This window comes from Providencia rettgeri, from assembly GCF_001874625.1.
In the GTDB taxonomy this organism is placed as follows: domain Bacteria; phylum Pseudomonadota; class Gammaproteobacteria; order Enterobacterales; family Enterobacteriaceae; genus Providencia; species Providencia huashanensis.
Genome location: NZ_CP017671.1, coordinates 2,447,600 through 2,470,019, shown reverse-complemented (window position 1 = coordinate 2,470,019; position 22,420 = coordinate 2,447,600). Strand labels below are relative to the sequence as shown.

The following is a 22,420-nucleotide window of genomic DNA, read 5'->3' as shown; positions in this document are numbered from 1 at the left end:
TATTGTTGTGTCAGCATGTAGCGATTTTAACGCTTTCTAATGTGAACTACAAAAGCTGTTATAATCCTAGGATATGTTTATCCTTAGGGTAACTTAATGTGTAACTAAATGGGATCTGAATCTCTTCATTCGGTTTTAGCCCAACATTCCAAGTTATTTTCCCTGTTTTTTTGTTGATCACAGCGTCTTTATTATCTACATCTGACACTTTTATATCACTGTCTTCACTAATAGGCAGTTGGTCATAAATAGTTAATTTAACAGGGGTTGGATGTATGTTTTTAGCTTTGATGAGATAACTCTCTTTTTGCTCTACCGTTGAACCAATGAAGCTTGGTTTTTTCTTCATTTTTTCATTGTTTTCACGTGAAATCTGAATATTTTTATCGATACCAAAAGGAACTTGTAAAGTATCAGTCAGTCGATTTGCATCGATTTTAACGTTTCCAATATACGTATTTCCATAGTAAATATTGGCATTTCCGTTCAATAAGTTTAGAGCTTGCCAATTTTCAATATCTGCTTGTAAGAAGACATCCTCTGCAAGTTTTGGTGTTGCAGTGTACTTATACTTAGCCGCAATATCTTCTTGTTTAATCGTCAATGAACTTGGCTTGGATGTACTTTTCAGTGTGAAAGGAAGGGTGATTTGATAGTTTAGGCTAATACCGTTATTTGCGGTGGTCACAAAATCAGCAATACCTGACCCAACCTTTTTTTTGCTAGCAGTCATACTTTCTTCATACATAGCAACAGGTGCAGCTGGCATTGGTTTCATACGGACTTGACGTTCCAACTGTTTATTTTCATCATAAATTGACAGACGCCAAGGCTGTAAATCAAAAGGGGTGATATTCTTTGATGGATTAATGGTCGATAAGGTTAGGTCAATATTTTCCCAATCGATACCTGTATTTTGAATGACATCCGCTTTATAAGTTAAAACTATAGGTGATTCTGTGTTCTCACTGCGTATATCATAGCTAGGTGACCAAGCGGCATCCTGTGTTAAATAAGAAAGCTGTAGTTTTGCTGTTGTGGCTTCAGGTGCGTCTATCGACATAACAACCTGTGTTTGTTTGCCAAGGGAAGCCGGCATATTTTGGTCAATTTGAGCTTGTAGCAGTGCTGATTTTTCTTCAAGCTCATCGATAGTGAGTTGATATTTTTGTTGTTCTTGTAAAATTTTCGTCATTTGCTGACGTATAAAGTCTAGCTTTTGGGATGATTGCTCTAAAGATTGAGCATTATTTTCCCCAAAAAAGCGTTGGTCTTTCAATAAGCTTAATTGTTCTTCTCCGACTTTAATCGCAATAATAGCATCTTCTATTTGCTGCATTAATTGCTTCTGTTGAGTTTGAAGTGCCTTGATATTTTCGGGGTAAACAACTTCAGTAGGGACAGTTTGAATATTAACAGAACGAATTATTACATTTTTATCATTTAGGTTAACTGATAACGTACGTGGGTCAACGTTATGGGCTATATTCGTTAAAATTACCTTATTTTGCCCCTTATTAAGTGACAGCGTCACATCATTATCTAATTCAGCCCCGTGTAGAAATACAGTGGCATGATTTAATTTAACTGGTTGATTTAAATTGTTTTTAGCTTCAGCAAACGCATATTGAGACGTAAAAAGTGCCGTCAATATCAAACTACTTGCCAGTCGAGTAGATACGGTCATATATGAACTCCAATAATGATAAAGTTATTACACACGAAATTATGTAACCATCCTATTTAACTGATCTTTTCAGCGATAGCAGATAAAACCGAAAAGTTGATTATAAAAATTAAGTTATTAAACCTAAAAATATCCATAAACAGAAAATAGCTAAAGGAAAATAAAAAAGATTAAGGTAAATATTGAAAGATGTTTTTTCCTTTTGTGGAAAAATAATACATCAAATCTTTTTAAATTGAGAATAGGTGTATTTTATGAATATAGCCCCGACTAGCTCCACATTTTATTACAAAGCTGATCACAATGATGCCACTACAGTTATAAAGACGCTAAATAGTGAATTATTAAAAATTGAAAAGGAGCTTTACAATCAATACGAGCCTAGCCCCGAAAGAAAAAATGAACTGAACAGTAAGGCATTTGAAAATATCAATATAATAGAAGATATCTTAAAGAATAAGGAAGAGATAAATATCACATCAATCAAAAGGTTACAAGAATTAAACGTTATGTATGGTATAGCAGCAATGAAAAGTGGAGATACGGAGTGGGAGAGCTTTGGGTTATCCAAAGAGGTTTTTGAAAATAATGAGAAATTCTTTAACTCTACAGATTGTTTACTTAGTGCCAGTGAACAATTAAAACAAAAGATAGATATAGAAAAAAGACTTACGTACTGGAATACCTGTCAATATAATTTTGCTTATAACATTGTTTATGAAGGAATGTCTGCACCAAGTGATCTAACACAGAATGATTTTCATCATCATTTTGAACAATGTAGCCGAAGTAATATTTCTAACGATATTGCAATCGCAGCAGCAAATGCAAAGTGTGCAGAAAATTTATGTAAATCCTCATTAACTGAGCAACAGAAATCATCTGATATATTAATGAATACAACAATAAGACTCAATAAGTTCTATCATGATTATATAAATACGCCTTCCGCTGATTTAAATGATGACATAAGGTCTGATGCATTTTTTTTAGTCAAAAACTTGTCAGTTTACTTACCTTTTGAAATAAAAGAAAAATTTGGTATTAATTAAATAATATTAAGGAAGAAGAAATGCTCAGTTCTAGGCTTTATTCAGTAAAGGATACCAGTAGTCAATATGGTATTAATCTTGAAGAAAATACCAAATATTCATCATTAAAACATATTCTAGAAAACATAAAAAACATATCAAATAACAATGTAGAAATGAGCACTAGTGGGCCATCAGGGCATTCAATAATCTATACAAATGGTGAGATAAAGCAACCTGCAGCAAATGGTCATTTAATACTTAATCCAAGTGGGATTGACCTACGAGTTATCCCTGGGAAAATTAAAAACGTTAATTACGAAAAAATTAGTGATAATAGATATAAAGCTAATTTAATGTCTCATGATGGAAATAAAGTATTGTCATTAAGTTTTTATTCAAAAGAAGATTTAAACATAAGCTCAAGTGAAATCGTCTCTCAAAAATCAACAATGAAAACAATAAATAAAAGTAATGATATTGAAAACTTATGGAGAAACATGGCTGATGTACACCATTTTTATCCAATGCTACAACAACTTGGAATAAGCAAACTTGAAGCATTCCAAAAAGTACCAAATGACTTGGCAAGAAAAGTAAGTACAGAAAGTTTATTGACAACTTTAAATAAGATACATAACGACAATAAAAAAATGATGATTTTTGTGGGTAATGATTCTGCAATCCAGATCTATACAGGCCTAATAGATAAAATTACTGAAATAATGAATGGCAAAAAAATAGTCATCCACGGTACAACTGAAGAAGGAGGGAAATCAGTAATAAGAATAGCAAAAGATGAGGTTGGTGAAGCTTGGGTTGTTAATAAAAACTCTCGTGATGGGTTTATTACAAGCCTAGAGTTATTTAATAAAAATGAAGAGCATATAGCCCAATTTTATGGAGTTAGGAGAGAAGGGCAAAAGCAAGATGAATACTGGGGGATTTAATGAGGAAATTACCGAATCACTAGCTCATTGATCATTATTAATAGAATTATAAAATAGAAAAATGGTGGATAATCAAATGATAAATAACATTTTTGATATTAAAACATTTTCATCACATCAAGGTACAGATGCAGAATCTGCGCTCTCGGAGCACGAACCAAACATACACCAAAAAATTAACCATATCAGCAATCTCCCACTTGAGCTAAAACAAAATATTGCATTTAGGCTTGATGCTTCAAGTTATGAAAACTTTCGCAATGCATCAAAGGAAATGACAGATGATTTACCGTCTTTTCGTTATATGCTTGCTAGTTTAAAAAATAACAACTGTACTGGCCAATTAAGAGAAGATTATAAATCAGTGCTCTATGGTAACCTTAATCAGCGCTATGACGACCAATTAGATGGTATATGGACCGGGTAGTGATAATGTTAGCAATAGAAGGCTAAACGTCAAAACCTCAAACTAAGATTGAAATATCCTATTTTAAGCATGTAGTATTAGAAGAACATTAAGAAAGCCTTTATGGAGAATTCATGCTAACAGTTTGGGGTCGTAAAACTTCATCTAACGTCCAAGCACTAATGTGGTGTATTGGTGAGTTAGAATTACCTTATAAGAGGCTTGATTTTGGGCATCGCTATGGCGGTACTGATACTGACGAATTTTACCGCTTAAATCCTAATCGTACTGTTCCTGTTATTCAGGATGGTTGCAACCCTCCATTATGGGAAACTGGGGCAATACTTAGGTATCTTGCTAACCGATATGCAAAAGGGAATTTTTGGCCTGATGAAATATTAGCAAGAACCGAGGTTGATCGCTGGATGGAATGGTCAAAGTTGAATGTAGCATTGGCATTTACGGCGCCTATCTTTTGGCAAGTAGCACGCACTCCAAAGGAATCCCAAGATATTAATTCCATCAAACTTGCTATCGACAAATTTGAAAATAATTTAATGATTGCAGAAGAGATATTAGCATCCAGAAACTACTTGGCCAGTGATGATTTTTCACTGGCTGACATCCAATTCGGGCATGTGTTGTATCGTTATTATGATATTGATATAAAAAGAAAATCGCTTCCTTACATTGAGGCTTACTATAAGCGTCTTCTTGATAGGCCTGCATATCGCGAGCATGTTGCTATTTCGTATGATGAACTCCGGCCAGCAAAACCTTAATCTTAGATGTATAAATAGCACTTTATGTGACGCTGTCACTTATTCATCGATAAAATGATGGGTATATCTACAGCTTAAAAATTTAAATCAACACCATAGTGTTGATTTAGTTTTGTTCGTATTAAATATGCAGCGGGCATTTAACTACATAGGTTATTTTTTATGAAAATATATACTTTTCCTAGAAGTCGTTCTCTGAGGGTTTTATGGACATTAGAAGAACTTGGTGTTGACTATGAAACAGTTAGAGTTGATATGTTCAGCGATAAACCTAAAGTTAAATCACCTCATTCACGAGGTAAGGTTCCGTTAATGGTAGATGGGGATGTTTCAATAGAAGAGACATTTGCGATATGTCATTATTTGTGTAATAAACACCCAAAGGAAACGTTCTATCCATCTGATATAAAAGAACAATCAGTTATTTATTCTTATATAAGCTTTGCTTTAACAGATTTAGAATCTCCTACCTGGAATCTACTAAAGCAACTTGTTTTTATTCCTGAAGAGAAGCGTTCTTTATCGTTAGTTGATTACTTTAAAATAGAATCTGAAAATGTAACAAGGCAATTTAAGCTTGATAAAGATAACGAGTGGGTCGCTGGTGACAACTTCACTTTAGCTGATATTTTTCTATCTCATACGCTTTTGTGGGCTAGGTTATGCCATGTTAACCTCAGTCCTGCAATTAATGATTACATTGATAGGGCTATTAGCCGGCGGTCATACATACAAGCCCAGGAAAAAAATAATTTATAAAACAACAAACAATAACATTTTGATTAACAGGAAAAATCACACCAATGAAAGCCATATCTATAGTTTTTCCAGCAGGTAAAAATATTGCGTTAGGAATAAAAACGTTAGAAATAAGAAAATGGGCACCAAACATCGATTGTAATGAAGACTTACTAATTGTTGAAAATCACCATTATCTTTTAAAAGATGGCGATGAAGAAATGGGGAAAGCAGTCGCAATTGTTAAAGTGATATTGATGCAGCCTGTGCATCTTACTATGAAGCAGGTTGGCTAGCTTGGGAACTAACTGATATCCGAGCTATTGAAACCCCAGTAAAAATGATAGCAAAACGTAAGATTTATGAAGTTGAGTTGAGCTAAGATTCAATCCTTACGATTAACCAATTCAGCGATAAAAAAGCCAACATGATTAACCAGCCAGAACGCTGGATTTCTTCATTTCATACTTAGGTTCGCATAATACATATTATGTTAAATAGGATATTGAATTAAGAATCGGTCTTGATAGATCAAGCATTGTTAGTTCCCTATTGACTTAGAGCCGTGTTCAGCTTATTTATATGCGCTCAATGATAACCTAACCTATAACTTCGGATATGCCGTAATGAGTGAATTTAAATCGAAATCCCCTTTACATGGAGTTACACTAGAAATGCAAGTTAATGCATTGGTTGACAGATACGGTTGGAACCAACTTGGGCGTACTATAAAAATAAACTGCTTTAACAAAGATCCAAGTATTAAATCCAGCTTAAAGTTTCTGCGCCGAACACCTTGGGCAAGAACTCAAGTCGAATTACTCTATTTGGATATGATAGAAAATAATTCGATTGATAATACTGACTTAGGTTCTGATGACCCTTGGTGTAATTCACGACATTAAAAATAAACTGTAATTAACTGGCTACTGAAACTTAAGCTGTTTTATTTCTTAGCTTATAAGTAAGAGCCATCTCAATGCATATGGCCAATTCTTTTATTGGCAGCGCTTCATTGATATCTAAGATAATTGCTCGGTTCTTTGAGTAATTAAGTTCAGGAAAAAGCGTTCTAAATGAATCAATTAAGGTGGTTTGACAGTGAACAAAAAGAGCAACGGAGCTCTGATTGAACCGGCCTATTCGTATCGTTGTTCCTGAGCCCGTTTCAATTGTTTGATAACTTGGTTGCCCCCATTTCAGAGTCTCAGTGATTGTTCCTACTTTTTTATTTTCTGCTGCTGTTCTAAAAATCAGCTCTCTAATCATTAATAACACTTTTGGTATTGAATAGGATAACTGCCAAATACCAAATTCACTCTATCATCCGAAATGGTTTTCATATAACTACCGCTAATTTATTTTAAGACATCCTTGTCATACCTATATACTTTAATCTTCCTAGCTGATATTTACATAATATATTCGTTACATTCTGCCCTGTTGTATACTAAATTCAATCAAAGATTCGAGCACACTTTGTTGTCCAGTTGGTAAGACTGGTAATAATGTTTCCCTTCTTTTTCTTTGTCGTATAGCGATTCTATTAGCCATCCAACTAAATAAAGGGCGGAAAGGCAACCACCTGCTGTAGCAACCCTTCCATGACATACAAGAGGTTGCCCTACTGGCTCAAGTTGTGATGCTAATAATGCATTCCTAGCATCTGGATGAGTGGTGGCTCTTCGTTCAGGTAATAGGTTTAATGCATTAAGAATTAAAGTGCCTGCACAAATAGAACCGATATACTGTTTTTCAGGGTTTAATTTAAATTCGGATAAAAAATCTGCATTTTCAATCGCCTTTGGTACGCCATTTTTACCACTACTAAATAATACCGCATCAGCTGAATTCGCTTCAGATAATGCCCCTTGAACATGTATGTTTAAGCCATGTGCTGATCGTAAGCTTGATTTGTTCCCTAATATTTTGACTTGCCAATCTATATGGTTACGGCCAAGAATATCCCACATAAAAAAAAGGTCTATATCCGTAAAATCATCAAATGCAACAATCACAATTTTTTTCATAAATTTATTCCTTTTAGCGGAAATACAAATTAAGCTTTAACGTATCAGAACTTGAATCACCATACACAGACTGTATTGAAAATGAAAAAATTAACGAGAACATCTTGGATTAACGCAGGTTTTAATATTTTGGATAATGAAGGATATACACGTTGTTCTGTTGAGAGAGTTGCTAGGAAACTAGATGTTACCCGAGGCTCCTTTTATCATCATTTTAATGACCGTGAAGATTTTATCCGTTCAATGCTTTCTTGTTGGGTTGTTGAATATACTGATAAAATATTAAATGAACTAGAACAAGAAACGAGTATCAATAAGGTGCTTACAGAGTATATTAATTTCACATCAAGAAAAAAAACAGCAAGAGAAATTTCCATCAGAGCTTGGGCATTACATGACCCTATCGTTGCAGAGTATCAAACGATTGTTGATGAGAAGCGTTTAAATTTTGTTATTAATAAATTAGGAAGCCTACCTATTCCGGCTCAACATGCTCAAACAATTGGTAAATTAGTACATCTTAGTTTAATTGGTGGCACCATATCTGGAGAGAGGTTAAATAATCTAAACTTCAATAAATTAATTTTAAATGGCGTAAAACTTAAAAAATTTTTATTTTAAATAACCCGTTGTTAATGGCATTTACTACCCCTCCTACTCCACCTATCTACAGATAAATGTTGATTAAAACCATAGAACTCTATTGATATTATTGAATTATTCGATTTTCGAATATCATCACACTGATTTATTTGATTTTATAATCAAGTTCAGTAAGTTAAGTTCAATAGCATGATATCACTCTGAATATTAAAAATATTGCTGACTATTTTTAAGATCTAAAAATACCGGCAAGTGAATGAATTTCAGTATATGAAAAATATTATAAGCAATAAAGAGGAATATATGGGAGTAGACAAACTAAAATCATTAGTTATCACTGGTGCTTTTGTTTTACTTTGGGGCAGTGCTGCAATTTTTACTAAGCTAGGAATCGATAATGCTTCTTCTATGATTTTATTAGTATTTAGATTTAGTATCGCACTAATTGTCATTTTGATATTTTGCAGATATAAACAACAATATTTACCTGAAAAAGGAATGATATTACAAACGGCATTGGTAGGAATTATTTTAATCGGTGGCTACTCTATTTGTTATTTTTTATCAATGGAAAATGGTGTTACTCCTGGTCTTATCGCCACTATTATGGGAGTACAACCAATACTTTCACTCTGTATTACAGAACGAAAAATTTATGGCTACAGGTTAGTTGGGTTAATTATGGCGTTATCCGGCCTAATTGTGCTTGTATGGCATAGTTTAATAACTTCCCAGTTACCTATTATGGGCATTGTACTTTCGCTAATGGCACTGTTATTTATGACTATCGGAGCTATTTCACAGCAAAAAATTAAGCAATCTCCATATAGAGTGTTACCGATTCAATACGCTGTCAGTTTGGTACTATGTTTGTTATTCATTCCAATGCAAACTGTACATTTTAATTTTAACTTGAATTTTCTGATATCCATCCTATTTCTAGGTATATTTATTTCCGTTATCGCTCAAATATTACTTTATTATTTATTAAGTAAGGGGAATGTAGTGAATGTAACTAGCTTATTTTATTTTGTTCCGATTGTTACGTCATTGCTTGACTATTTTATTCTTGGGAATAAACCTTCATTATTTGGCATCTTTGGCATGGCTGCAATTATACTGGGGATTATATTGGTTTTCTATAAGCCTAAAAAGGGGGCCCTTAGCCATGTTAGCAGTTAGTTAAAAAAGTAGTAAAACATAAAAAATGGAGGCTCCCTTTAACTAACCAAGTATACGTGTTTTATCTTTCAAACTCATTTAGCTACTCTTAGAGTTTGGATTAGGAGATTATAGAGGCTATCAACAGCTTGATCTCCAAGAGACTGATTACTTCTATATGCTGCGACACCCATTGGTTCCAAAGGCCCTAACCCATGCAATGCGCCTAATATTTCCAGATTGGGGGGAACACTACATTGAGTCAGTACAGCAACGGCCAGCCCACTTTCAACAGCAGCAACCTGCCCTGGCAAGCTCGAACTATTATAAACAATTTTATATCTACGCCCCTGTAATGAGAGCGCATTGATGGCGCTTCGTTTTGCCAAGCTGGTGTGCTCATATACCGCGATCGGTAATGGGTCACGTCGCCAAATTTCAAATTGTGAAGAACCGACCCATACCATAGGCTCATAAAATAATAATGCTCCCTGAGTATTATTTTCTCTTGAGACTAAAGCTAAGTCTATTTCACCCTTTTCTACCTTTGGTATCAATGAGGTAGATTGCTCACAGTTAAGCTCTATTTCAACGGAGCTATGGTATGCGGCAAAACGTTTTAATACAGGGGTCAGATATTTTTCAGCATAATCATCTGGAACACCAAGTCTGATTCGCCCTTCTAGCTCACCACCATGAAATGCAATAATAGCTTCATTATGTATATCCAGTATCCGCCTTGCATAACCCAATAATTTTTGACCTTCGTAGGTTAATTGATGTTGCCGAGGATTACGTACTAACAATTGACAACCGAGTGATGACTCAAGCTTTTTTAGTTGCATACTGACTGCAGATTGTGAGCGATGAATCTCCAAAGCAGCAGCAGAGACAGACCCTGTATTTACTACAGCGACAAAACATTTTAACCAGTCAATTTGTAAGTCTGTATATTTCATAACCAATCCATTCGTAAATCGAATTTATAAATTTCGAATTATTCATTTTAATAAAAAAACCATAGACGATATTATTCTTATCGAAGATGAAATTACATTATAAGGTCATATATGGATAACTCAAAACGACAATATTATAAAAAACACTTAGAACAAATTACTTCTTTTCAAACGAGTAATCCAAATGAAAACCCATGGGTACTAGGAAAACCCAAAACAGAAATAATTGATGTGGTTGATTATGACCCAAACTGGCAGGCGCAATTTAAACAGATTAAACAAAATATACAAAATAAGTTAGGTCATAAGGCGCTTGCTATCGAGCATGTGGGCTCTACCGCAGTCTCAGATCTATCAGCAAAGCCAGTAATTGACATTGATTTAATTGTCAAAAATCCGGAACAAGAACTTAATTATGCTCCTATATTAGAAGAGTTTGGTTTTTTACTAACTGTAAGAGAACCTTCGTGGTACCAACATCGCATGTTTCGCCTTGAACAACCAAGAGTTAATTTACATGTATTCGGGCCTGACTGCCCTGAGCACCTACGTCATATCTTATTTAGAGATTGGTTACGTACACATGCCGATGATAGAAGATTATACGAAGAGGCGAAAAAAATGGCCTCGGTTAAAGTAACCAATGTACAGGTATACAACCAAAATAAAGAAAACGTAATTAAAGAAATATACGACAAGATTATTAAAACAATAAGTGAATAAGCAGAACAATATAATGAAAAAAATTATACTCATTAAATCATCGGTTATGGGAATGCAATCCCATACTAAACGTATGCTTGATTCTTTTGAGCACTCATGGACTGAAAATCATAAGAATACCACCATTATTCAACGAGATTTAATAGCATCTCCTCTACCAATTATGGATGAAGATATTTTTTCTGCGTACTATTCGGTACCAGAGCAGCAACAAAGTGAAAAACAAAAAGAAGCTCTAGCTATATCAGATAAGCTTATTGAAGAACTTAAAATTTCGGAACTAATCGTAATCGCAGCTCCGATGTATAATTTATCAATTCCTAGTCAACTAAAAAACTACTTTGACCTTATTATCAGAGCAGGTTTAACGTTTAATTATGTAAATAACGAACGCATTGGTTTACTTAAAAATAAGAAAGCTTTAATTTTAACAAGTCAAGGTGGATTAAAAAATGCTAATAAATCTGATTATTTTGTTGATTATTTAAGGGATATACTCAGTTTTGTTGGAATTGAGCACACCACTTTTATTGGTGTTGAAGGTATTGCTATGGACACAAGCCGTATTGAGTTAGAGCATATTAATGCTGAAACTCAAATGAAAAATTTCATTAACAATTACTAAATAGCTAGTCTTGAGTAAGAAGAACTGTACTTAATGGTATAAAATGAGATATAAATAACACTAAAAAATCATAATTAACTTAATTAAATTAGAGTCTATTTTTCATAACGCATGAATAAACCTTACGTAAAAACTTTTATTTACCTTAGGTTTGTTAAAGAAAAATACTCTAATTTAAATTTAAGCCACTTTATATTTATATGTTTTTGCAAAAAAACTGAGGTATTGTTGGTGTGTTCAAACAATCGGTTGGTAAAATTCACCTCAAACACCATATGCTTACTATAATACAAAAAGTTTAATAATGTTTTTATAATAAAACGGCCAGCATAATGCGGCCGCTTTATTTATCGGTGATATAATATAAAAGATATTTAGCTAATTAATTGATAAAATCTTCTCTCATAGGAACAAAGATATCTAATATCTCACCATCCAATAAACATTCACATTGGTGTTCTTCATTTGAAGGTACATATATAACATCACCACTGCTTACTACTTTAACTATTGCCCCTACGCGATAGTTAAATGAGCCAGATAAAATATAACTCATTTGTTCATGTTGATGTTGGTGTAACTCACCTAATGTTCCTGTAGCTAAGGATATTTTTGCTATCATCATATTTTTACTACCTAAAAATATTTTCCTTAACGTACCCGGAGCAATATTTTTCGCCATGATGTCTTTATCAAAAATAAACATGTTTTATATATCCAAATAATAATTATAATTAAGAGTTAATTAGTTTGTTCGATTTCATGATCTGCTGGCACAATTGGCTTAATATCTCTTAACATAACCAAATAGACTAAAGCACCGATAGCGCAAGCAATCCCTGATACGATTAATGCCCAAATAAATGACCCTGTAGCAGCAATAATATAACCCGTTACGATAGGCCCTAATATTCCACCACAATTTGATACCGCACTTTGCATTCCACCGAGTACCGAAGTCATATTACGAGGTGCAACATCTCCTGGTAGTGACCAAATCGCGGATGCAGCAAATGCAAGGGCTGCATAAGATAAACATAATAATGCCATCATCAGTGTTGTAGACTCTACGAGACCGGAGAATGCAATACTGGTTGCAATTAACATTCCGCCGACAATAGGTATTTTACGTGCAAGACTGACGTTATTATATTTAATAAATAAATAATCTGTTGTCCACCCACCTAACCATTGCCCAGCGATACCACAAAGAGGTGGCAACATCGCGGCAAAGCCCATTTCTTCTAAACTCATTCCCCTTTCCATCATTAAATAAGCAGGGAACCATGTAATAAAGAAATAAATGGCATAGTCCAACATAAAAAACCCAATACACATTGCTTGTACATTGCGATAGCGGATTAAGTGGTACCATTTCATAGGCTGAATATTATCAATGCCTTCTTTTTTTACCTGACCTTCGCGAATATAAGCAAGTTCTTCAGGGCTAATCTTAGGATGTTGTTCTGGGTCGTGATAAACTTTAAGCCAAGCAAATACCCAAAGTACACCAAGCGCACCACAAATAATAAATGCAGCTTCCCAGCCCCATTTTGCAATGATCCAAACAACTAACGGCATGGCAAAAGCTGTTCCGAATTTTGAACCACTATCGAATAATGCTGTAATGCGGCCACGTTCTCTGTCTGGAAACCATTTTGCCGCAATACCGCTATTACATGGGTAAGCCCCTGCTTCCCCCATCCCCATTAAAATACGAGTAGAAATAAAACTCAGCGGTGTTTTTGCTAACGCAGTTGCAGCTGTAGCTAGAGACCACCACAAGACTGACCCTGCTAACGTTTTTCTTTGGCCATATTTATCTGCAATAAACCCCGCAGGTATTTGGCAAAGTGCATAGCTAAGAAAGAATGCAGACATAATCCAGCCCATCATTTCAGGCGAAATCTGTAACTCTTCTGAAATAGTTGGCGCAGCTGCCGACATTACTGTTCTGTCTAGATAATTAATGACAATAGCAAGAGTCATTAATATCGCTATCGAAAATCTGACTTTAGTACCCTTATTCTTATATGCCATAATAACCAAACCTTTTTAAAAGAATGGAAAGCCAGGCAAATATTATGACTACCTGGCTTATAATATAAGTTATTTAAATAAACGTTCTGGATTTATTGTAAACTTAGCTAATTTATCTATATCAAGCTCAATACCAAGCCCTGGTTTATTCGGAATAGTGAGATACCCCTCCTCGTCAACTTTAAATGGAGTTTTAACAATGCCATCGATATATTGGCTACCGCCAATAAACTCAACAAAATCAACTTGAGGGAAAGCGGCCGCCATTTGCAGGTCGGCAGCCAGCCCCATCGCTGTATTCCATCCATGCCCAACATATTTAACGCCAAATTCATCGGCTAACCATGCAATCCGGCGCTGCTCAGAAATACCGCCAACTTTTGTCACATCGGGTTGTACAATGTCAAAAGCGCCTTGGGATAACCAAGGTAAAAATGCTTGGCGACGAGTTAGCACTTCACCACCGGCTATTGGTACTGGGCTTTCTTTACGTAACACTTTAAAATCTTCGATATCATCAGGTCGCAAGGCTTCCTCAAACCAACCTACTTGATATTCAGCTAACATATGAGCTGTTTGAATAGCCCATTTCAACCCATTTGGCCAGTAAGCATCACTTGCTCCTGCATCAATAAATAGCTGGGAATCTTGCCCTGCCGCATCCCTTGCAGACTCTACTATTGCACGGTCTAATTGATGATCATTACGACGACCAAATGGACCCCAACCAATTTTAAATGCCTTAAATCCAAGTGCTTTATACTCAGAAATAACCTGATGCATGGTCTCTGGCTCTTCCATAAGCAAAGAGCAGTATGGTTGTACCTTGGTACGGTAGTCCCCGCCTAACAATGTGCTTACAGGTAGCCCAGTTGCTTTCCCTAAAATATCCCATAGGGCAATATCAATCCCACTGATGGTGTGCGTTAATGTTCCCCCACGCCCCATCCAAAAAGTATTTTGTCTTAATTTTTCAGAGACACGCTCTGGTTGCAGTGCGCTTTCACCAATACATAATGATGCCAAAATGGGAATGGCTGCCTCTACAAGTCGTCCATCGGTAAACACGCTGCCGTACCCTGTAATACCTGCGTCCGTATGTATTGCCACAATGGCATGAATAGGATCTTCAGGTTTTATTTCATTCGACCACCCCCCTTTAGGGCTCTCGCCAAATAATGGCACAGCAACAATTTCGGTAATTTTTATATCTTCCAACAGATTTAACATGGTTTTTCCTTCTTTAAGCAGAACTGATTTTCAATGCATTAAACATGATTGTATAATTGTATACAATATTCAATAGAGTGAATTGTGATCTAAATCTGGTTTGTAAACCCACCAGCACATAGGTAATTTTTTGTTTTTTAGTGGTCTATTATTTGATGATGTGGTAATTTTGTTGGGTAGGATTTAACATAAAGAAGATAATTAATCTTTTGATTAATAAAAATTTTATAGGCTTTCACTATGATTGACGAAAACAAAAATCGCCCTTTTGATACGCCTTCAAAAGACGATTATTGGCAACCGATTAAAGCAAGAACACTAACCGATGATGTTGTAGATAAAATTGTTGAGGCAGCAACTCGAGGTTATATTCTCCCCGGCGATCGAATTGTCGAAAAAGAAATCGCAGAAAAAATGAATGTTAGCCGGGTCCCTGTAAGGGAAGCTCTACGCATTCTCGAAAGCCAATGCATCGTTATCAATGAACCATTTAAAGGCATTCGCATGGCTCCAGTTTCTGAGGAACGCCTTGATGAACTTATTGAAGTTCGTGTTTTACTCGAATTACACGTCATAAGAAAATTCATTACTGGGAAAAAGCATCTCGATAATCAATGCATTGAAAAACTAAAAGAGTGCATTGATAAAATGACAATGGCGGCAAAATTAGAAGATAGTTATTTATTTTCCCTTAGTGATGTCAATTTTCACCGTACTCTTTGTGAATTGAGTGGCAATAAAACACTCACCTCGTTATGGGAAAACGTATCAAAACAATTAACGATCATCATTGGAATATCAACTTTTACTAAACCAATGGAAGAAATCATCCAGGAACATAAAGTCTTGCTTGATAAAATATGTGCGGGTGATTTGCCTGTTTTAGAAAAAGAAATCAAAGAACATATTCGTAACCAAAACAAAAAGATTAACTTTAATTTGGCCGTTGATAAAAAAAGAGATAAATAATTTTAATAAAAATATATTAGAATATTTTTTCAATCCAAATATAGAGTTATAAATTACCATCTTTTTAAACAATGTAGGCAATGAGTTAACTTGCCTACATTGAATGCTGCCATATATACGATCCCAAAGGCGGTAAATTAATTATAAGTGAAATAAATTTCAAATTTTAAGCCGTAAAACCACCGTCCAATACAAGGGTTTGCCCTGTAAGGTATTGGCTATTATCACTGATTAAAAACTCAACCGCTTTAGCCACTTCGTCTGGTTGACCAAGGCGACGTAATGGAATGTTCTTTAGGATTGCTTTCAGTTTTGCATCAGGGATCGCGTTAGTCATATCACTTTCAATCAAACCTGGTGCTACACAATTTACCCGGACCCCAAACCGGCCTACCTCATGTGCTAAAGAACGCGCAATACCAAACATTGCGGCCTTACTAGCCGCATAAGCCGTTTGCCCGATATTACCTTTTAGCCCAGTCACAGAAGACATCAACACAATAGAGCCATGCCCATCAAGTAACATGGCAGGAACAAGGTGCCGGTTCCAGTTAATGATTGAAATAAGGTTATTATCCATAACATCTTGCCAAATAGCGGCATCTTGATGAATATGAAGAGCATCCTTAGTAATACCAGCATTATGAATGATGGCGCTTGGAGGGCCTAGTGACTCAAGTAACATTAGCGCAAGTTCTTGAACTTGTTGTTCATTTTTCCCATCGCAGGCGTAACCTTTAACCCATAAATCTGAAGGGTTATTCTCTACGATGTTCAACGTCTCAGCCAAGCCTTCTTCACTTCGGCCTGTAAATACAATATTCCAATTTTTATGTAACTCTATTACGAGTGATTGGCCTATCCCACGGCTACCACCTGTAATTAAAATCCATTTAGTAGACATATTATGAGCTAGACTCCTTGCTAATATACTCAATTAATTCCTTGATGGTCATCGTTGAATTTTCGATGAAAAAATCGGCAGTGAGTGCAACGTTATATTCACGTTTAACTAAAACCATCAACTCAACATAATCTAAACTATCAAATTTAATTTGATCGAGTGTTTGGTTAGCGTCAATGTCTTCATCTAAATCTTTTGCATCACAGATCATTTCATTAATTTTAAGATAAATTGTTTGATAATCACTCATTAGTCATCCCTTCATTTAAGTTATTGGTTGAACTTATTTTCAATGTAATCGCACTCGTTATAAATTTACGTTGGTATTCAGCCACCAGCGATAGACAAACCAACAGACCAGAATCAATAGTCCCTGTTACAATCGCTGGCTGAATATCAATATTAAGAGCCACAGTCTTGTCTTCCAGCATTTGTGGTTGTAAAAGCGTAGGATCAAACCGCAGCTCTTGGTGTGTTTGCACAACGAAGTAATCAGAAAAAAGGGTTTTAAATGTGGTGTCTTTAGGTAACCAAACCGCAATATTCTCCTGTTGAAAAAGTGTTTGGTCCTCAATAAGGTATTGAAAAAGTACCGCATCTAAAAACATCCACAATGGCAGCTGTTGAAAATGGGTATCAAACAACTCCTGCTTTTTTACCAGTTCAATTTCATTGATTTTCTTTGCATTTTTAATTGAATAAACCTCAGTTTTTTCTGTGATTGATAAATTACAGGTTATGCATTTTTGGTCATCTGCCGTTAAAATCGCTGAAGTCCCCACTTTACTCCCTGCAACTAACGAGTATTCAATATTGTTCCATAATGGTTGGCGAATTCGGACCACACACTTAACATCACTATTCGCATCAATCTCACTGACAGAAACTTGTTGGCTTGAAAAATGCTTTATATCTAATAATGCACGCATGCCATGTACACTAAGACGCTCCCCTCCGTTAGCTTGAACCCAAGGTAAATCAAAGTGGACCGGGTTATAATCCCCTGAAAATTCTGCCCAACTGTGGGCGTCTTGTAGGCTATAACACAAGGTTTTCATTTTATTTTTCCAAAACAAGTGCGGCATTTGCGCCACCAAATCCAAAACTTAGATTCAACGTTGTTGATACTGCCCCTTCACGATGTTCATTCGGGATATAATCAAGGTCACAATGGGGATCTGGGTTATTTAAATTAATTGTTGCCGGCATCACCCCTGTTTGCATGCTTTTCAAGCAAACAATGGCTTCAAAACTGCCTGCCGCAGCAATCAAATGCCCTGAATAGGATTTGGTACTTGAAATAGGGATTTTATATGCTGCAGATCCTAGAGCCCTCTTCAATGATTCAGTTTCATTTAAATCATTAAGCTGAGTTGATGTACCATGGGCATTAATATAATCGAGCTGTTCTGGGGTAATATTGGCTTGTTTTAACGCTGTTTGAATCGTTTGAGTACGCGCAACACAGTCATCCGCGGGTGACGTAAAATCAAAAGCATCAGAAAAATTCGCATAGCCCGTAATTTCGCCGAGAATGGTTGCACCCCGAGCCAAAGCACTTTCCCGCTCTTCAAGGCATAGTACTGCTGCGCCTTCTGAAAGCACAAACCCACTACGGTCTGCACTAAATGGGCAACTAGCTCGTTCGATATTTTCTGATTCATGGGATAGTGCGCCTAAGATATCAATATTCCACACAGCACAATTACTGCGTAGTGACTCTCCTGCGCCTGCTAGCATCATAGAAGCCTTACCACTTCGAATAACTTCAAATGCATCACCAATGGCAATCGTTCCTGTAGCACAAGCGGCAATAGAGGTATTTTGATAGCCTCGTAAATTCCAATATTGGCTACAAGCTGCCGTCGTTACATTAGGCATTGAAAAAAAACAGTTAAATGGGGATGTCATGCCTGTCTTATTAAACTCATCAATGGACAGGTAACTTTCATCTAACCCAGCCCATCCCGTCCCCATAATGACACCGCAGGATAACGGGTCATAGTGCTCACTAGGTTCACTCTGACCAAAAGCCATTTGCATGGCTTCGCGTGCTGCTGCCATTGTTAAACGCGCATAGCGAGGCAGGCGCCGACGAATAGCAGCGGGTATACCTTTCATACTAGGCTCTTTATCAATTAAGCCTAAGAAATGACTAGAAATATTACTTTCTGTTTTATCAACATACTGATAGCCTATTTTCTTATCCATTATGGCTTGCCAACATTCAGTTACCGTCTCACCTAATGGTGTAACAGCGCCATATCCTGTAACGACAACACGCTTAAATTGTGACATTGGCTTGATATCCTCTCATATTAATTCTCACCACCCTGGGCTAACCAAAGCTGTAACGTGGCATATAAATAATCGTATTGGTTTTGTGCTAATGAATTTTCGATGGACAACAAATCATCTTGAGCCGTTAACAAAGTTTGGTAATTAACAGCGCCTGCTTGATAGCGGTTTGTGGTCAGTGCTAAGCGCTGCTGGCCGAGTGATAATGCCTCGAAAAGCTGTGATTTTTGAGTCTCAGCCATTGTTCGAGCATTAATGGCATTATTAACCTCCATAATGGCGTTATAGGCGCTATTACGAAATTCGATTGCCGTTTGCTGCACTTGCAAATCTGATTGCTCGATTGTCAACCGCACGGTATTCCATTGAATAAAAGGTAATGAAACGGCACTACCAACTACCCGAGTTGGGTCGCTGAACCATTGGCTAAACAATTGGCTCCCTGCATTCAGTGCAGCTTGCAGTGATAAGGTTGGATAAAAACTGAGCCTAGCCACATCTGAGTTGGCGAGCATAGAACGTAACCTTGATTCGATGGCACGCACATCCGGTCGGGTCGAGATCACACTTAACGGTGCTGAATACTCAACAAGCACATTTTGACGAAGATTAATCGGTTTAATATCAATAGATTCAGGCAATACCGTACTGTTAAGCAATAAGGTCAATGAATTCTTTGTATTCTGTTGTTGATTTATAAGTTGCTCTAACTCATTTTGCCGGTTAATTACAGTTTGTTTCGCATGCAATACATCCAACTGTCCGACTTTCCCAGCGTGGTACCAAGATTCTGTTTGTGCTAATATTTTTTCAGCAATCACCTTTCCCGCTATTTGGTTATCAATTTGCCGGTTGAGTAAGGCGATACGCCAATAAAGTTGAGAGGTGGTATTGATTAGCGTTAGTCTTGTCGCTTGGTAATCATATTCACTAGCAACGGCTTCCCATTCATCCTTTTCACGTATACGTGCAAGCTTCCCCCACAAATCTAATTCATAATTCAATGAAAGCCCTGAGCTATAATTTTCTTGTGGGCGGCTACCATGCTTAATAGATTTGGTATTTGAAGCACTGCCTGTAAATGAAAAATCAGGGGTAAGATTGGTATTTGTTAACCCTGCACTGGCACGCGCCAATTTCAATTTAATGCCTGCTAATGCCAAATCATTATTACTTTCCAATACTAACGTAATAAGTTTCATTAATGCTGGGTCATGAAAATTAAGTAATTGAGTCTGGCTATTAAGAGGCTTTTGCGAGCTAATTATCCGTACATTTTGTTGCCACTGGTCTGGCAGGTCCAATTGAGGACGCTGATATTCAGTCCGCATTAAGCTACCGCATCCTGTCAGTAGAAATATTACGCCATAGCCAATAGCCTTGATTATTTTCATTCTCTGGCCAATGCCTCAGTTGGGTTAAGCTTCGCGGCTCTGTATGCGGGAAAATATCCAAACATAAAACCGATTAAAACGGAAAAACCGCAAGCAAATAAGATTGGCGTGAGCGTAAAAACCATCCGAAATTCAACTGCTAAATAAGCAAAAACCGCACCACTCGCTAATGCTCCAGCAATACCAATTACTCCCCCTAACAAACAAATCATGACAGCTTCAATTAAGAATTGAGTCATAATGTCGGAAGGCCTCGCACCAACGGATAAACGGATGCCAATTTCATGTGTACGCTCGGTAACTGAAACCAGCATAATGTTCATCACACCGACGCCTCCAACTAAAAGAGATATCGCCGCAATCGAGGTGATCAACAATGACATTGAATCTGATGTTTTTTGCAAGGTCATCGCAATTTGGTCGTCCGACTCAATGAAAAAATCTTTTGTGCCGTGGGTTTTCATTAAATGTGATTCAACTAGAGAGGTCGCTTGTTTAAGATCTAGCGTATCCAAAAAGTTAACCGAAATAGCTTCGAAGGGCTTATCACCGGTTATTCGTTGTGAAACGGCGGTATAAGGTGCCCAGCCAATCATAAAATTATTGGTCATTTTTGGGCCTGCTTTTTTCGCTATACCGATGATACGCCAAGGTGTCCCATTAATTTGAACCAATTGGTTTAATGGTTCCTCATTTGGACCGAACAAAATATGACGGCTATTATCATCTAAAATAAAAACAGGTTCTTTATTGACGATGTCTAACTGATGGAAGCTATCCCCTTGTATAATGGTGATCCCTTGTCCGGTTATATAGGAATCGGATACTCCATTTAACATAATAGATGAATCTATCCCTTTATAAATAATAGCAGGGACACTTGTAATAACGGGTGAGACCGTAGTAACCCATGGAAGTGTCGCAAGACTGTTGACATCATCTAAAGAAAGCGCCCTTTCTAAATCAGGGCGTTTACTCCCCCAGCCTAAGCCAGGGCGGATCTCTAACGTCGTTTTACCCAACTTACCAATTTCTTCTATAATGGTACGTTTAGCGCCTTCGCCAACAGCAACAGAAGAAACGACCGAGGATATGCCGATAATAATGCCTAACATAGACAAAAATGCCCGCATCCTATGCCCTAATAAGGCACGAAAAGCCATGCGTACTGACTCTAAACCTCTACGCCATAATGAAGCGCGCCCATTGCTGTTAACAACTGGTAAACACGGGGAAATTGCCTCATCTTTCAGCACATTATTCGCATTGTCGGAAATAATTTCCCCATCGCTAATTTCGATGATCCGCTGAGTCTGTTGGGCTATATTTCGGTCGTGTGTGACAATAATAACGGTATGTCCCGCTTGATGAAGCTGATGAAGTACACTCATCAACGCTTTACCACTAGTACTATCTAAAGCCCCTGTGGGTTCATCCGCCAAAATGACTTTTGCGCCATTGACCAGTGCTCGACAAACACTTACGCGTTGTTGTTGCCCCCCCGACAATTGAAACGGTTTATGCGCTAACCGCGTTTCTATTCCCAGTTGCTGGGCTAATAACTGTATGCGTGATTGGCGTTCTTGTTCTGGCATCGCAGTATATAATGCAGGAATAGCAATATTCTCTTCAGCCGTTAAATACGGCATCAAATGATAGCGCTGAAATATAAAGCCTAAATATTGACTGCGCAGTTCAGCGAGCTTTTCGCTATCCGCCGAGTGCACTGCAATACCATTAATATAAATTTCCCCGCGTGTTGGTTTATCCAAACAGCCGAGAATATTCATTAGTGTGGACTTTCCGGAACCTGACGCACCAACAATCGCTAACATTTCGCCTTGGTTAATAGAAAACGATATATCCTTCAGTACCTGAATTCTCTAAGTG

The 22,420-nt window shown here is 36.8% G+C and carries 25 protein-coding genes; 12 read left to right on the top strand and 13 right to left on the bottom strand.

The window, feature by feature from the left end; genetic code table 11:
- Positions 1-58: 58 nt before the first annotated feature.
- Positions 59-1,687, bottom strand: a complete 1,629-nt coding sequence (locus tag RB151_RS11415) for a DUF4139 domain-containing protein (protein ID WP_071548113.1) — start codon at positions 1,685-1,687, stop codon at positions 59-61.
- 254 nt (positions 1,688-1,941) lie between these two features.
- Between RB151_RS11415 and RB151_RS11410 the strand changes: the two genes are divergently transcribed.
- From RB151_RS11410 to RB151_RS11380, 7 genes are all read left to right on the top strand, one after another.
- Positions 1,942-2,739 carry a hypothetical protein gene (locus RB151_RS11410; RefSeq protein ID WP_071548112.1) on the top strand — a complete coding sequence of 266 codons (798 nt, stop codon included), beginning with the start codon at positions 1,942-1,944 and terminating at the stop codon, positions 2,737-2,739.
- Positions 2,740-2,759: 20 nt separating this feature from the next.
- Entirely contained in the window at positions 2,760-3,668 is a 909-nt protein-coding gene (locus tag RB151_RS11405) for a ChuX/HutX family heme-like substrate-binding protein (protein ID WP_071548111.1), read from the top strand.
- 76 nt (positions 3,669-3,744) lie between these two features.
- Positions 3,745-4,095: a hypothetical protein gene (locus RB151_RS11400; protein ID WP_042843722.1), complete on the top strand. Its 351-nt coding sequence runs from the start codon at positions 3,745-3,747 to the stop codon at positions 4,093-4,095.
- Between the two features lie 113 nt (positions 4,096-4,208).
- On the top strand, positions 4,209-4,856 hold the full coding sequence (locus RB151_RS11395; RefSeq protein ID WP_042843723.1) for a glutathione S-transferase family protein: 648 nt from the start codon (positions 4,209-4,211) through the stop codon (positions 4,854-4,856).
- Between the two features lie 162 nt (positions 4,857-5,018).
- Positions 5,019-5,615, top strand: coding sequence for a glutathione S-transferase family protein (locus RB151_RS11390; protein WP_071548110.1), 597 nt, complete (start codon positions 5,019-5,021; stop codon positions 5,613-5,615).
- A gap of 44 nt (positions 5,616-5,659) precedes the next feature.
- Complete coding sequence (locus tag RB151_RS11385) at positions 5,660-5,890, top strand: ASCH domain-containing protein (RefSeq protein ID WP_197679460.1); 231 nt, start codon at positions 5,660-5,662, stop codon at positions 5,888-5,890.
- 330 nt (positions 5,891-6,220) lie between these two features.
- Complete coding sequence (locus RB151_RS11380) at positions 6,221-6,499, top strand: VF530 family DNA-binding protein (protein ID WP_042843736.1); 279 nt, start codon at positions 6,221-6,223, stop codon at positions 6,497-6,499.
- A 31-nt stretch (positions 6,500-6,530) separates the two neighbouring features.
- On the opposite strand, the gene RB151_RS11375 is transcribed toward RB151_RS11380, so the two are convergent.
- Both RB151_RS11375 and RB151_RS11370 read right to left on the bottom strand, forming a co-directional pair.
- Positions 6,531-6,863: a DUF1801 domain-containing protein gene (locus tag RB151_RS11375; protein WP_167363355.1), complete on the bottom strand. Its 333-nt coding sequence runs from the start codon at positions 6,861-6,863 to the stop codon at positions 6,531-6,533.
- A gap of 191 nt (positions 6,864-7,054) precedes the next feature.
- Complete coding sequence (locus RB151_RS11370; RefSeq protein WP_197679459.1) at positions 7,055-7,624, bottom strand: DJ-1/PfpI family protein; 570 nt, start codon at positions 7,622-7,624, stop codon at positions 7,055-7,057.
- A gap of 81 nt (positions 7,625-7,705) precedes the next feature.
- Here RB151_RS11370 and RB151_RS11365 point away from each other — a divergent pair, with 81 nt between their 5' ends.
- Complete coding sequence (locus RB151_RS11365; RefSeq protein WP_071548109.1) at positions 7,706-8,245, top strand: TetR/AcrR family transcriptional regulator; 540 nt, start codon at positions 7,706-7,708, stop codon at positions 8,243-8,245.
- Between the two features lie 252 nt (positions 8,246-8,497).
- Positions 8,498-9,409 (top strand): DMT family transporter, encoded by a 912-nt coding sequence (locus RB151_RS11360; protein WP_423810728.1) that lies wholly within the window; start codon positions 8,498-8,500, stop codon positions 9,407-9,409.
- A gap of 74 nt (positions 9,410-9,483) precedes the next feature.
- On the opposite strand, the gene RB151_RS11355 is transcribed toward RB151_RS11360, so the two are convergent.
- Entirely contained in the window at positions 9,484-10,347 is an 864-nt protein-coding gene (locus tag RB151_RS11355) for a LysR family transcriptional regulator (RefSeq protein WP_042843741.1), read from the bottom strand.
- A 111-nt stretch (positions 10,348-10,458) separates the two neighbouring features.
- Between RB151_RS11355 and RB151_RS11350 the strand changes: the two genes are divergently transcribed.
- Together RB151_RS11350 and RB151_RS11345 are read left to right on the top strand one after the other, a co-directional pair.
- Complete coding sequence (locus RB151_RS11350) at positions 10,459-11,070, top strand: GrpB family protein (protein ID WP_042843742.1); 612 nt, start codon at positions 10,459-10,461, stop codon at positions 11,068-11,070.
- Positions 11,071-11,083: 13 nt separating this feature from the next.
- Positions 11,084-11,695 (top strand): FMN-dependent NADH-azoreductase, encoded by a 612-nt coding sequence (locus RB151_RS11345; RefSeq protein WP_071548107.1) that lies wholly within the window; start codon positions 11,084-11,086, stop codon positions 11,693-11,695.
- Positions 11,696-12,077: 382 nt separating this feature from the next.
- Here RB151_RS11345 and RB151_RS11340 read toward each other — a convergent pair whose 3' ends face one another.
- From RB151_RS11340 to RB151_RS11330, 3 genes are all read right to left on the bottom strand, one after another.
- Positions 12,078-12,401 carry a cupin domain-containing protein gene (locus RB151_RS11340; RefSeq protein ID WP_071548106.1) on the bottom strand — a complete coding sequence of 108 codons (324 nt, stop codon included), beginning with the start codon at positions 12,399-12,401 and terminating at the stop codon, positions 12,078-12,080.
- Positions 12,402-12,436: 35 nt separating this feature from the next.
- Positions 12,437-13,735, bottom strand: coding sequence for an MFS transporter (locus RB151_RS11335; protein WP_042843744.1), 1,299 nt, complete (start codon positions 13,733-13,735; stop codon positions 12,437-12,439).
- Positions 13,736-13,804: 69 nt separating this feature from the next.
- Positions 13,805-14,965: a mandelate racemase/muconate lactonizing enzyme family protein gene (locus tag RB151_RS11330; protein ID WP_071548105.1), complete on the bottom strand. Its 1,161-nt coding sequence runs from the start codon at positions 14,963-14,965 to the stop codon at positions 13,805-13,807.
- A 240-nt stretch (positions 14,966-15,205) separates the two neighbouring features.
- On the opposite strand from RB151_RS11330, the gene RB151_RS11325 reads away from it, so the two are divergent.
- Positions 15,206-15,934: a GntR family transcriptional regulator gene (locus RB151_RS11325; RefSeq protein ID WP_052219276.1), complete on the top strand. Its 729-nt coding sequence runs from the start codon at positions 15,206-15,208 to the stop codon at positions 15,932-15,934.
- A gap of 166 nt (positions 15,935-16,100) precedes the next feature.
- Here the strand turns inward: RB151_RS11325 and RB151_RS11320 are convergent, their stop codons facing one another.
- The 6 genes from RB151_RS11320 to RB151_RS11295 are packed head-to-tail and all read right to left on the bottom strand — an operon-like array spanning position 16,101 to position 22,410.
- The gene (locus RB151_RS11320; RefSeq protein WP_042843747.1) at positions 16,101-16,838 is read right to left on the bottom strand and encodes an SDR family oxidoreductase; all 738 of its coding nucleotides are present in this window, start codon (positions 16,836-16,838) and stop codon (positions 16,101-16,103) included.
- Between the two features lies 1 nt (position 16,839).
- Positions 16,840-17,088 carry an acyl carrier protein gene (locus RB151_RS11315; RefSeq protein ID WP_042843749.1) on the bottom strand — a complete coding sequence of 83 codons (249 nt, stop codon included), beginning with the start codon at positions 17,086-17,088 and terminating at the stop codon, positions 16,840-16,842.
- A complete protein-coding gene (locus tag RB151_RS11310; protein WP_071548104.1) occupies positions 17,081-17,896 on the bottom strand; it encodes a hypothetical protein in 816 nt (271 codons plus the stop codon). The genes RB151_RS11315 and RB151_RS11310 overlap by 8 nt, the downstream gene beginning before the upstream one ends.
- Before the next feature lies 1 nt (position 17,897).
- Positions 17,898-19,136, bottom strand: a complete 1,239-nt coding sequence (locus RB151_RS11305) for a beta-ketoacyl-[acyl-carrier-protein] synthase family protein (RefSeq protein WP_071548103.1) — start codon at positions 19,134-19,136, stop codon at positions 17,898-17,900.
- Between the two features lie 20 nt (positions 19,137-19,156).
- Positions 19,157-20,530 carry a TolC family protein gene (locus tag RB151_RS11300; protein WP_042843752.1) on the bottom strand — a complete coding sequence of 458 codons (1,374 nt, stop codon included), beginning with the start codon at positions 20,528-20,530 and terminating at the stop codon, positions 19,157-19,159.
- Positions 20,527-22,410: an ATP-binding cassette domain-containing protein gene (locus RB151_RS11295; protein ID WP_237071537.1), complete on the bottom strand. Its 1,884-nt coding sequence runs from the start codon at positions 22,408-22,410 to the stop codon at positions 20,527-20,529. The genes RB151_RS11300 and RB151_RS11295 overlap by 4 nt, the downstream gene beginning before the upstream one ends.
- Between the last annotated feature and the right edge of the window lie 10 nt (positions 22,411-22,420).

What these genes read in the sequence shown, in the direction of transcription:
- RB151_RS11415 (WP_071548113.1), bottom strand. Translation starts at nt 1,687, where the DNA reads ATGACCGTATCTACTCGACTGGCAAGTAGTTTGATATTGACGGCACTT.
- RB151_RS11410 (WP_071548112.1), top strand. Translation starts at nt 1,942, where the DNA reads ATGAATATAGCCCCGACTAGCTCCACATTTTATTACAAAGCTGATCAC.
- RB151_RS11405 (WP_071548111.1), top strand. Translation starts at nt 2,760, where the DNA reads ATGCTCAGTTCTAGGCTTTATTCAGTAAAGGATACCAGTAGTCAATAT.
- RB151_RS11400 (WP_042843722.1), top strand. Translation starts at nt 3,745, where the DNA reads ATGATAAATAACATTTTTGATATTAAAACATTTTCATCACATCAAGGT.
- RB151_RS11395 (WP_042843723.1), top strand. Translation starts at nt 4,209, where the DNA reads ATGCTAACAGTTTGGGGTCGTAAAACTTCATCTAACGTCCAAGCACTA.
- RB151_RS11390 (WP_071548110.1), top strand. Translation starts at nt 5,019, where the DNA reads ATGAAAATATATACTTTTCCTAGAAGTCGTTCTCTGAGGGTTTTATGG.
- RB151_RS11385 (WP_197679460.1), top strand. Translation starts at nt 5,660, where the DNA reads ATGAAAGCCATATCTATAGTTTTTCCAGCAGGTAAAAATATTGCGTTA.
- RB151_RS11380 (WP_042843736.1), top strand. Translation starts at nt 6,221, where the DNA reads ATGAGTGAATTTAAATCGAAATCCCCTTTACATGGAGTTACACTAGAA.
- RB151_RS11375 (WP_167363355.1), bottom strand. Translation starts at nt 6,863, where the DNA reads ATGATTAGAGAGCTGATTTTTAGAACAGCAGCAGAAAATAAAAAAGTA.
- RB151_RS11370 (WP_197679459.1), bottom strand. Translation starts at nt 7,624, where the DNA reads ATGAAAAAAATTGTGATTGTTGCATTTGATGATTTTACGGATATAGAC.
- RB151_RS11365 (WP_071548109.1), top strand. Translation starts at nt 7,706, where the DNA reads ATGAAAAAATTAACGAGAACATCTTGGATTAACGCAGGTTTTAATATT.
- RB151_RS11360 (WP_423810728.1), top strand. Translation starts at nt 8,498, where the DNA reads ATGAAAAATATTATAAGCAATAAAGAGGAATATATGGGAGTAGACAAA.
- RB151_RS11355 (WP_042843741.1), bottom strand. Translation starts at nt 10,347, where the DNA reads ATGAAATATACAGACTTACAAATTGACTGGTTAAAATGTTTTGTCGCT.
- RB151_RS11350 (WP_042843742.1), top strand. Translation starts at nt 10,459, where the DNA reads ATGGATAACTCAAAACGACAATATTATAAAAAACACTTAGAACAAATT.
- RB151_RS11345 (WP_071548107.1), top strand. Translation starts at nt 11,084, where the DNA reads ATGAAAAAAATTATACTCATTAAATCATCGGTTATGGGAATGCAATCC.
- RB151_RS11340 (WP_071548106.1), bottom strand. Translation starts at nt 12,401, where the DNA reads ATGTTTATTTTTGATAAAGACATCATGGCGAAAAATATTGCTCCGGGT.
- RB151_RS11335 (WP_042843744.1), bottom strand. Translation starts at nt 13,735, where the DNA reads ATGGCATATAAGAATAAGGGTACTAAAGTCAGATTTTCGATAGCGATA.
- RB151_RS11330 (WP_071548105.1), bottom strand. Translation starts at nt 14,965, where the DNA reads ATGTTAAATCTGTTGGAAGATATAAAAATTACCGAAATTGTTGCTGTG.
- RB151_RS11325 (WP_052219276.1), top strand. Translation starts at nt 15,206, where the DNA reads ATGATTGACGAAAACAAAAATCGCCCTTTTGATACGCCTTCAAAAGAC.
- RB151_RS11320 (WP_042843747.1), bottom strand. Translation starts at nt 16,838, where the DNA reads ATGTCTACTAAATGGATTTTAATTACAGGTGGTAGCCGTGGGATAGGC.
- RB151_RS11315 (WP_042843749.1), bottom strand. Translation starts at nt 17,088, where the DNA reads ATGAGTGATTATCAAACAATTTATCTTAAAATTAATGAAATGATCTGT.
- RB151_RS11310 (WP_071548104.1), bottom strand. Translation starts at nt 17,896, where the DNA reads ATGAAAACCTTGTGTTATAGCCTACAAGACGCCCACAGTTGGGCAGAA.
- RB151_RS11305 (WP_071548103.1), bottom strand. Translation starts at nt 19,136, where the DNA reads ATGTCACAATTTAAGCGTGTTGTCGTTACAGGATATGGCGCTGTTACA.
- RB151_RS11300 (WP_042843752.1), bottom strand. Translation starts at nt 20,530, where the DNA reads ATGAAAATAATCAAGGCTATTGGCTATGGCGTAATATTTCTACTGACA.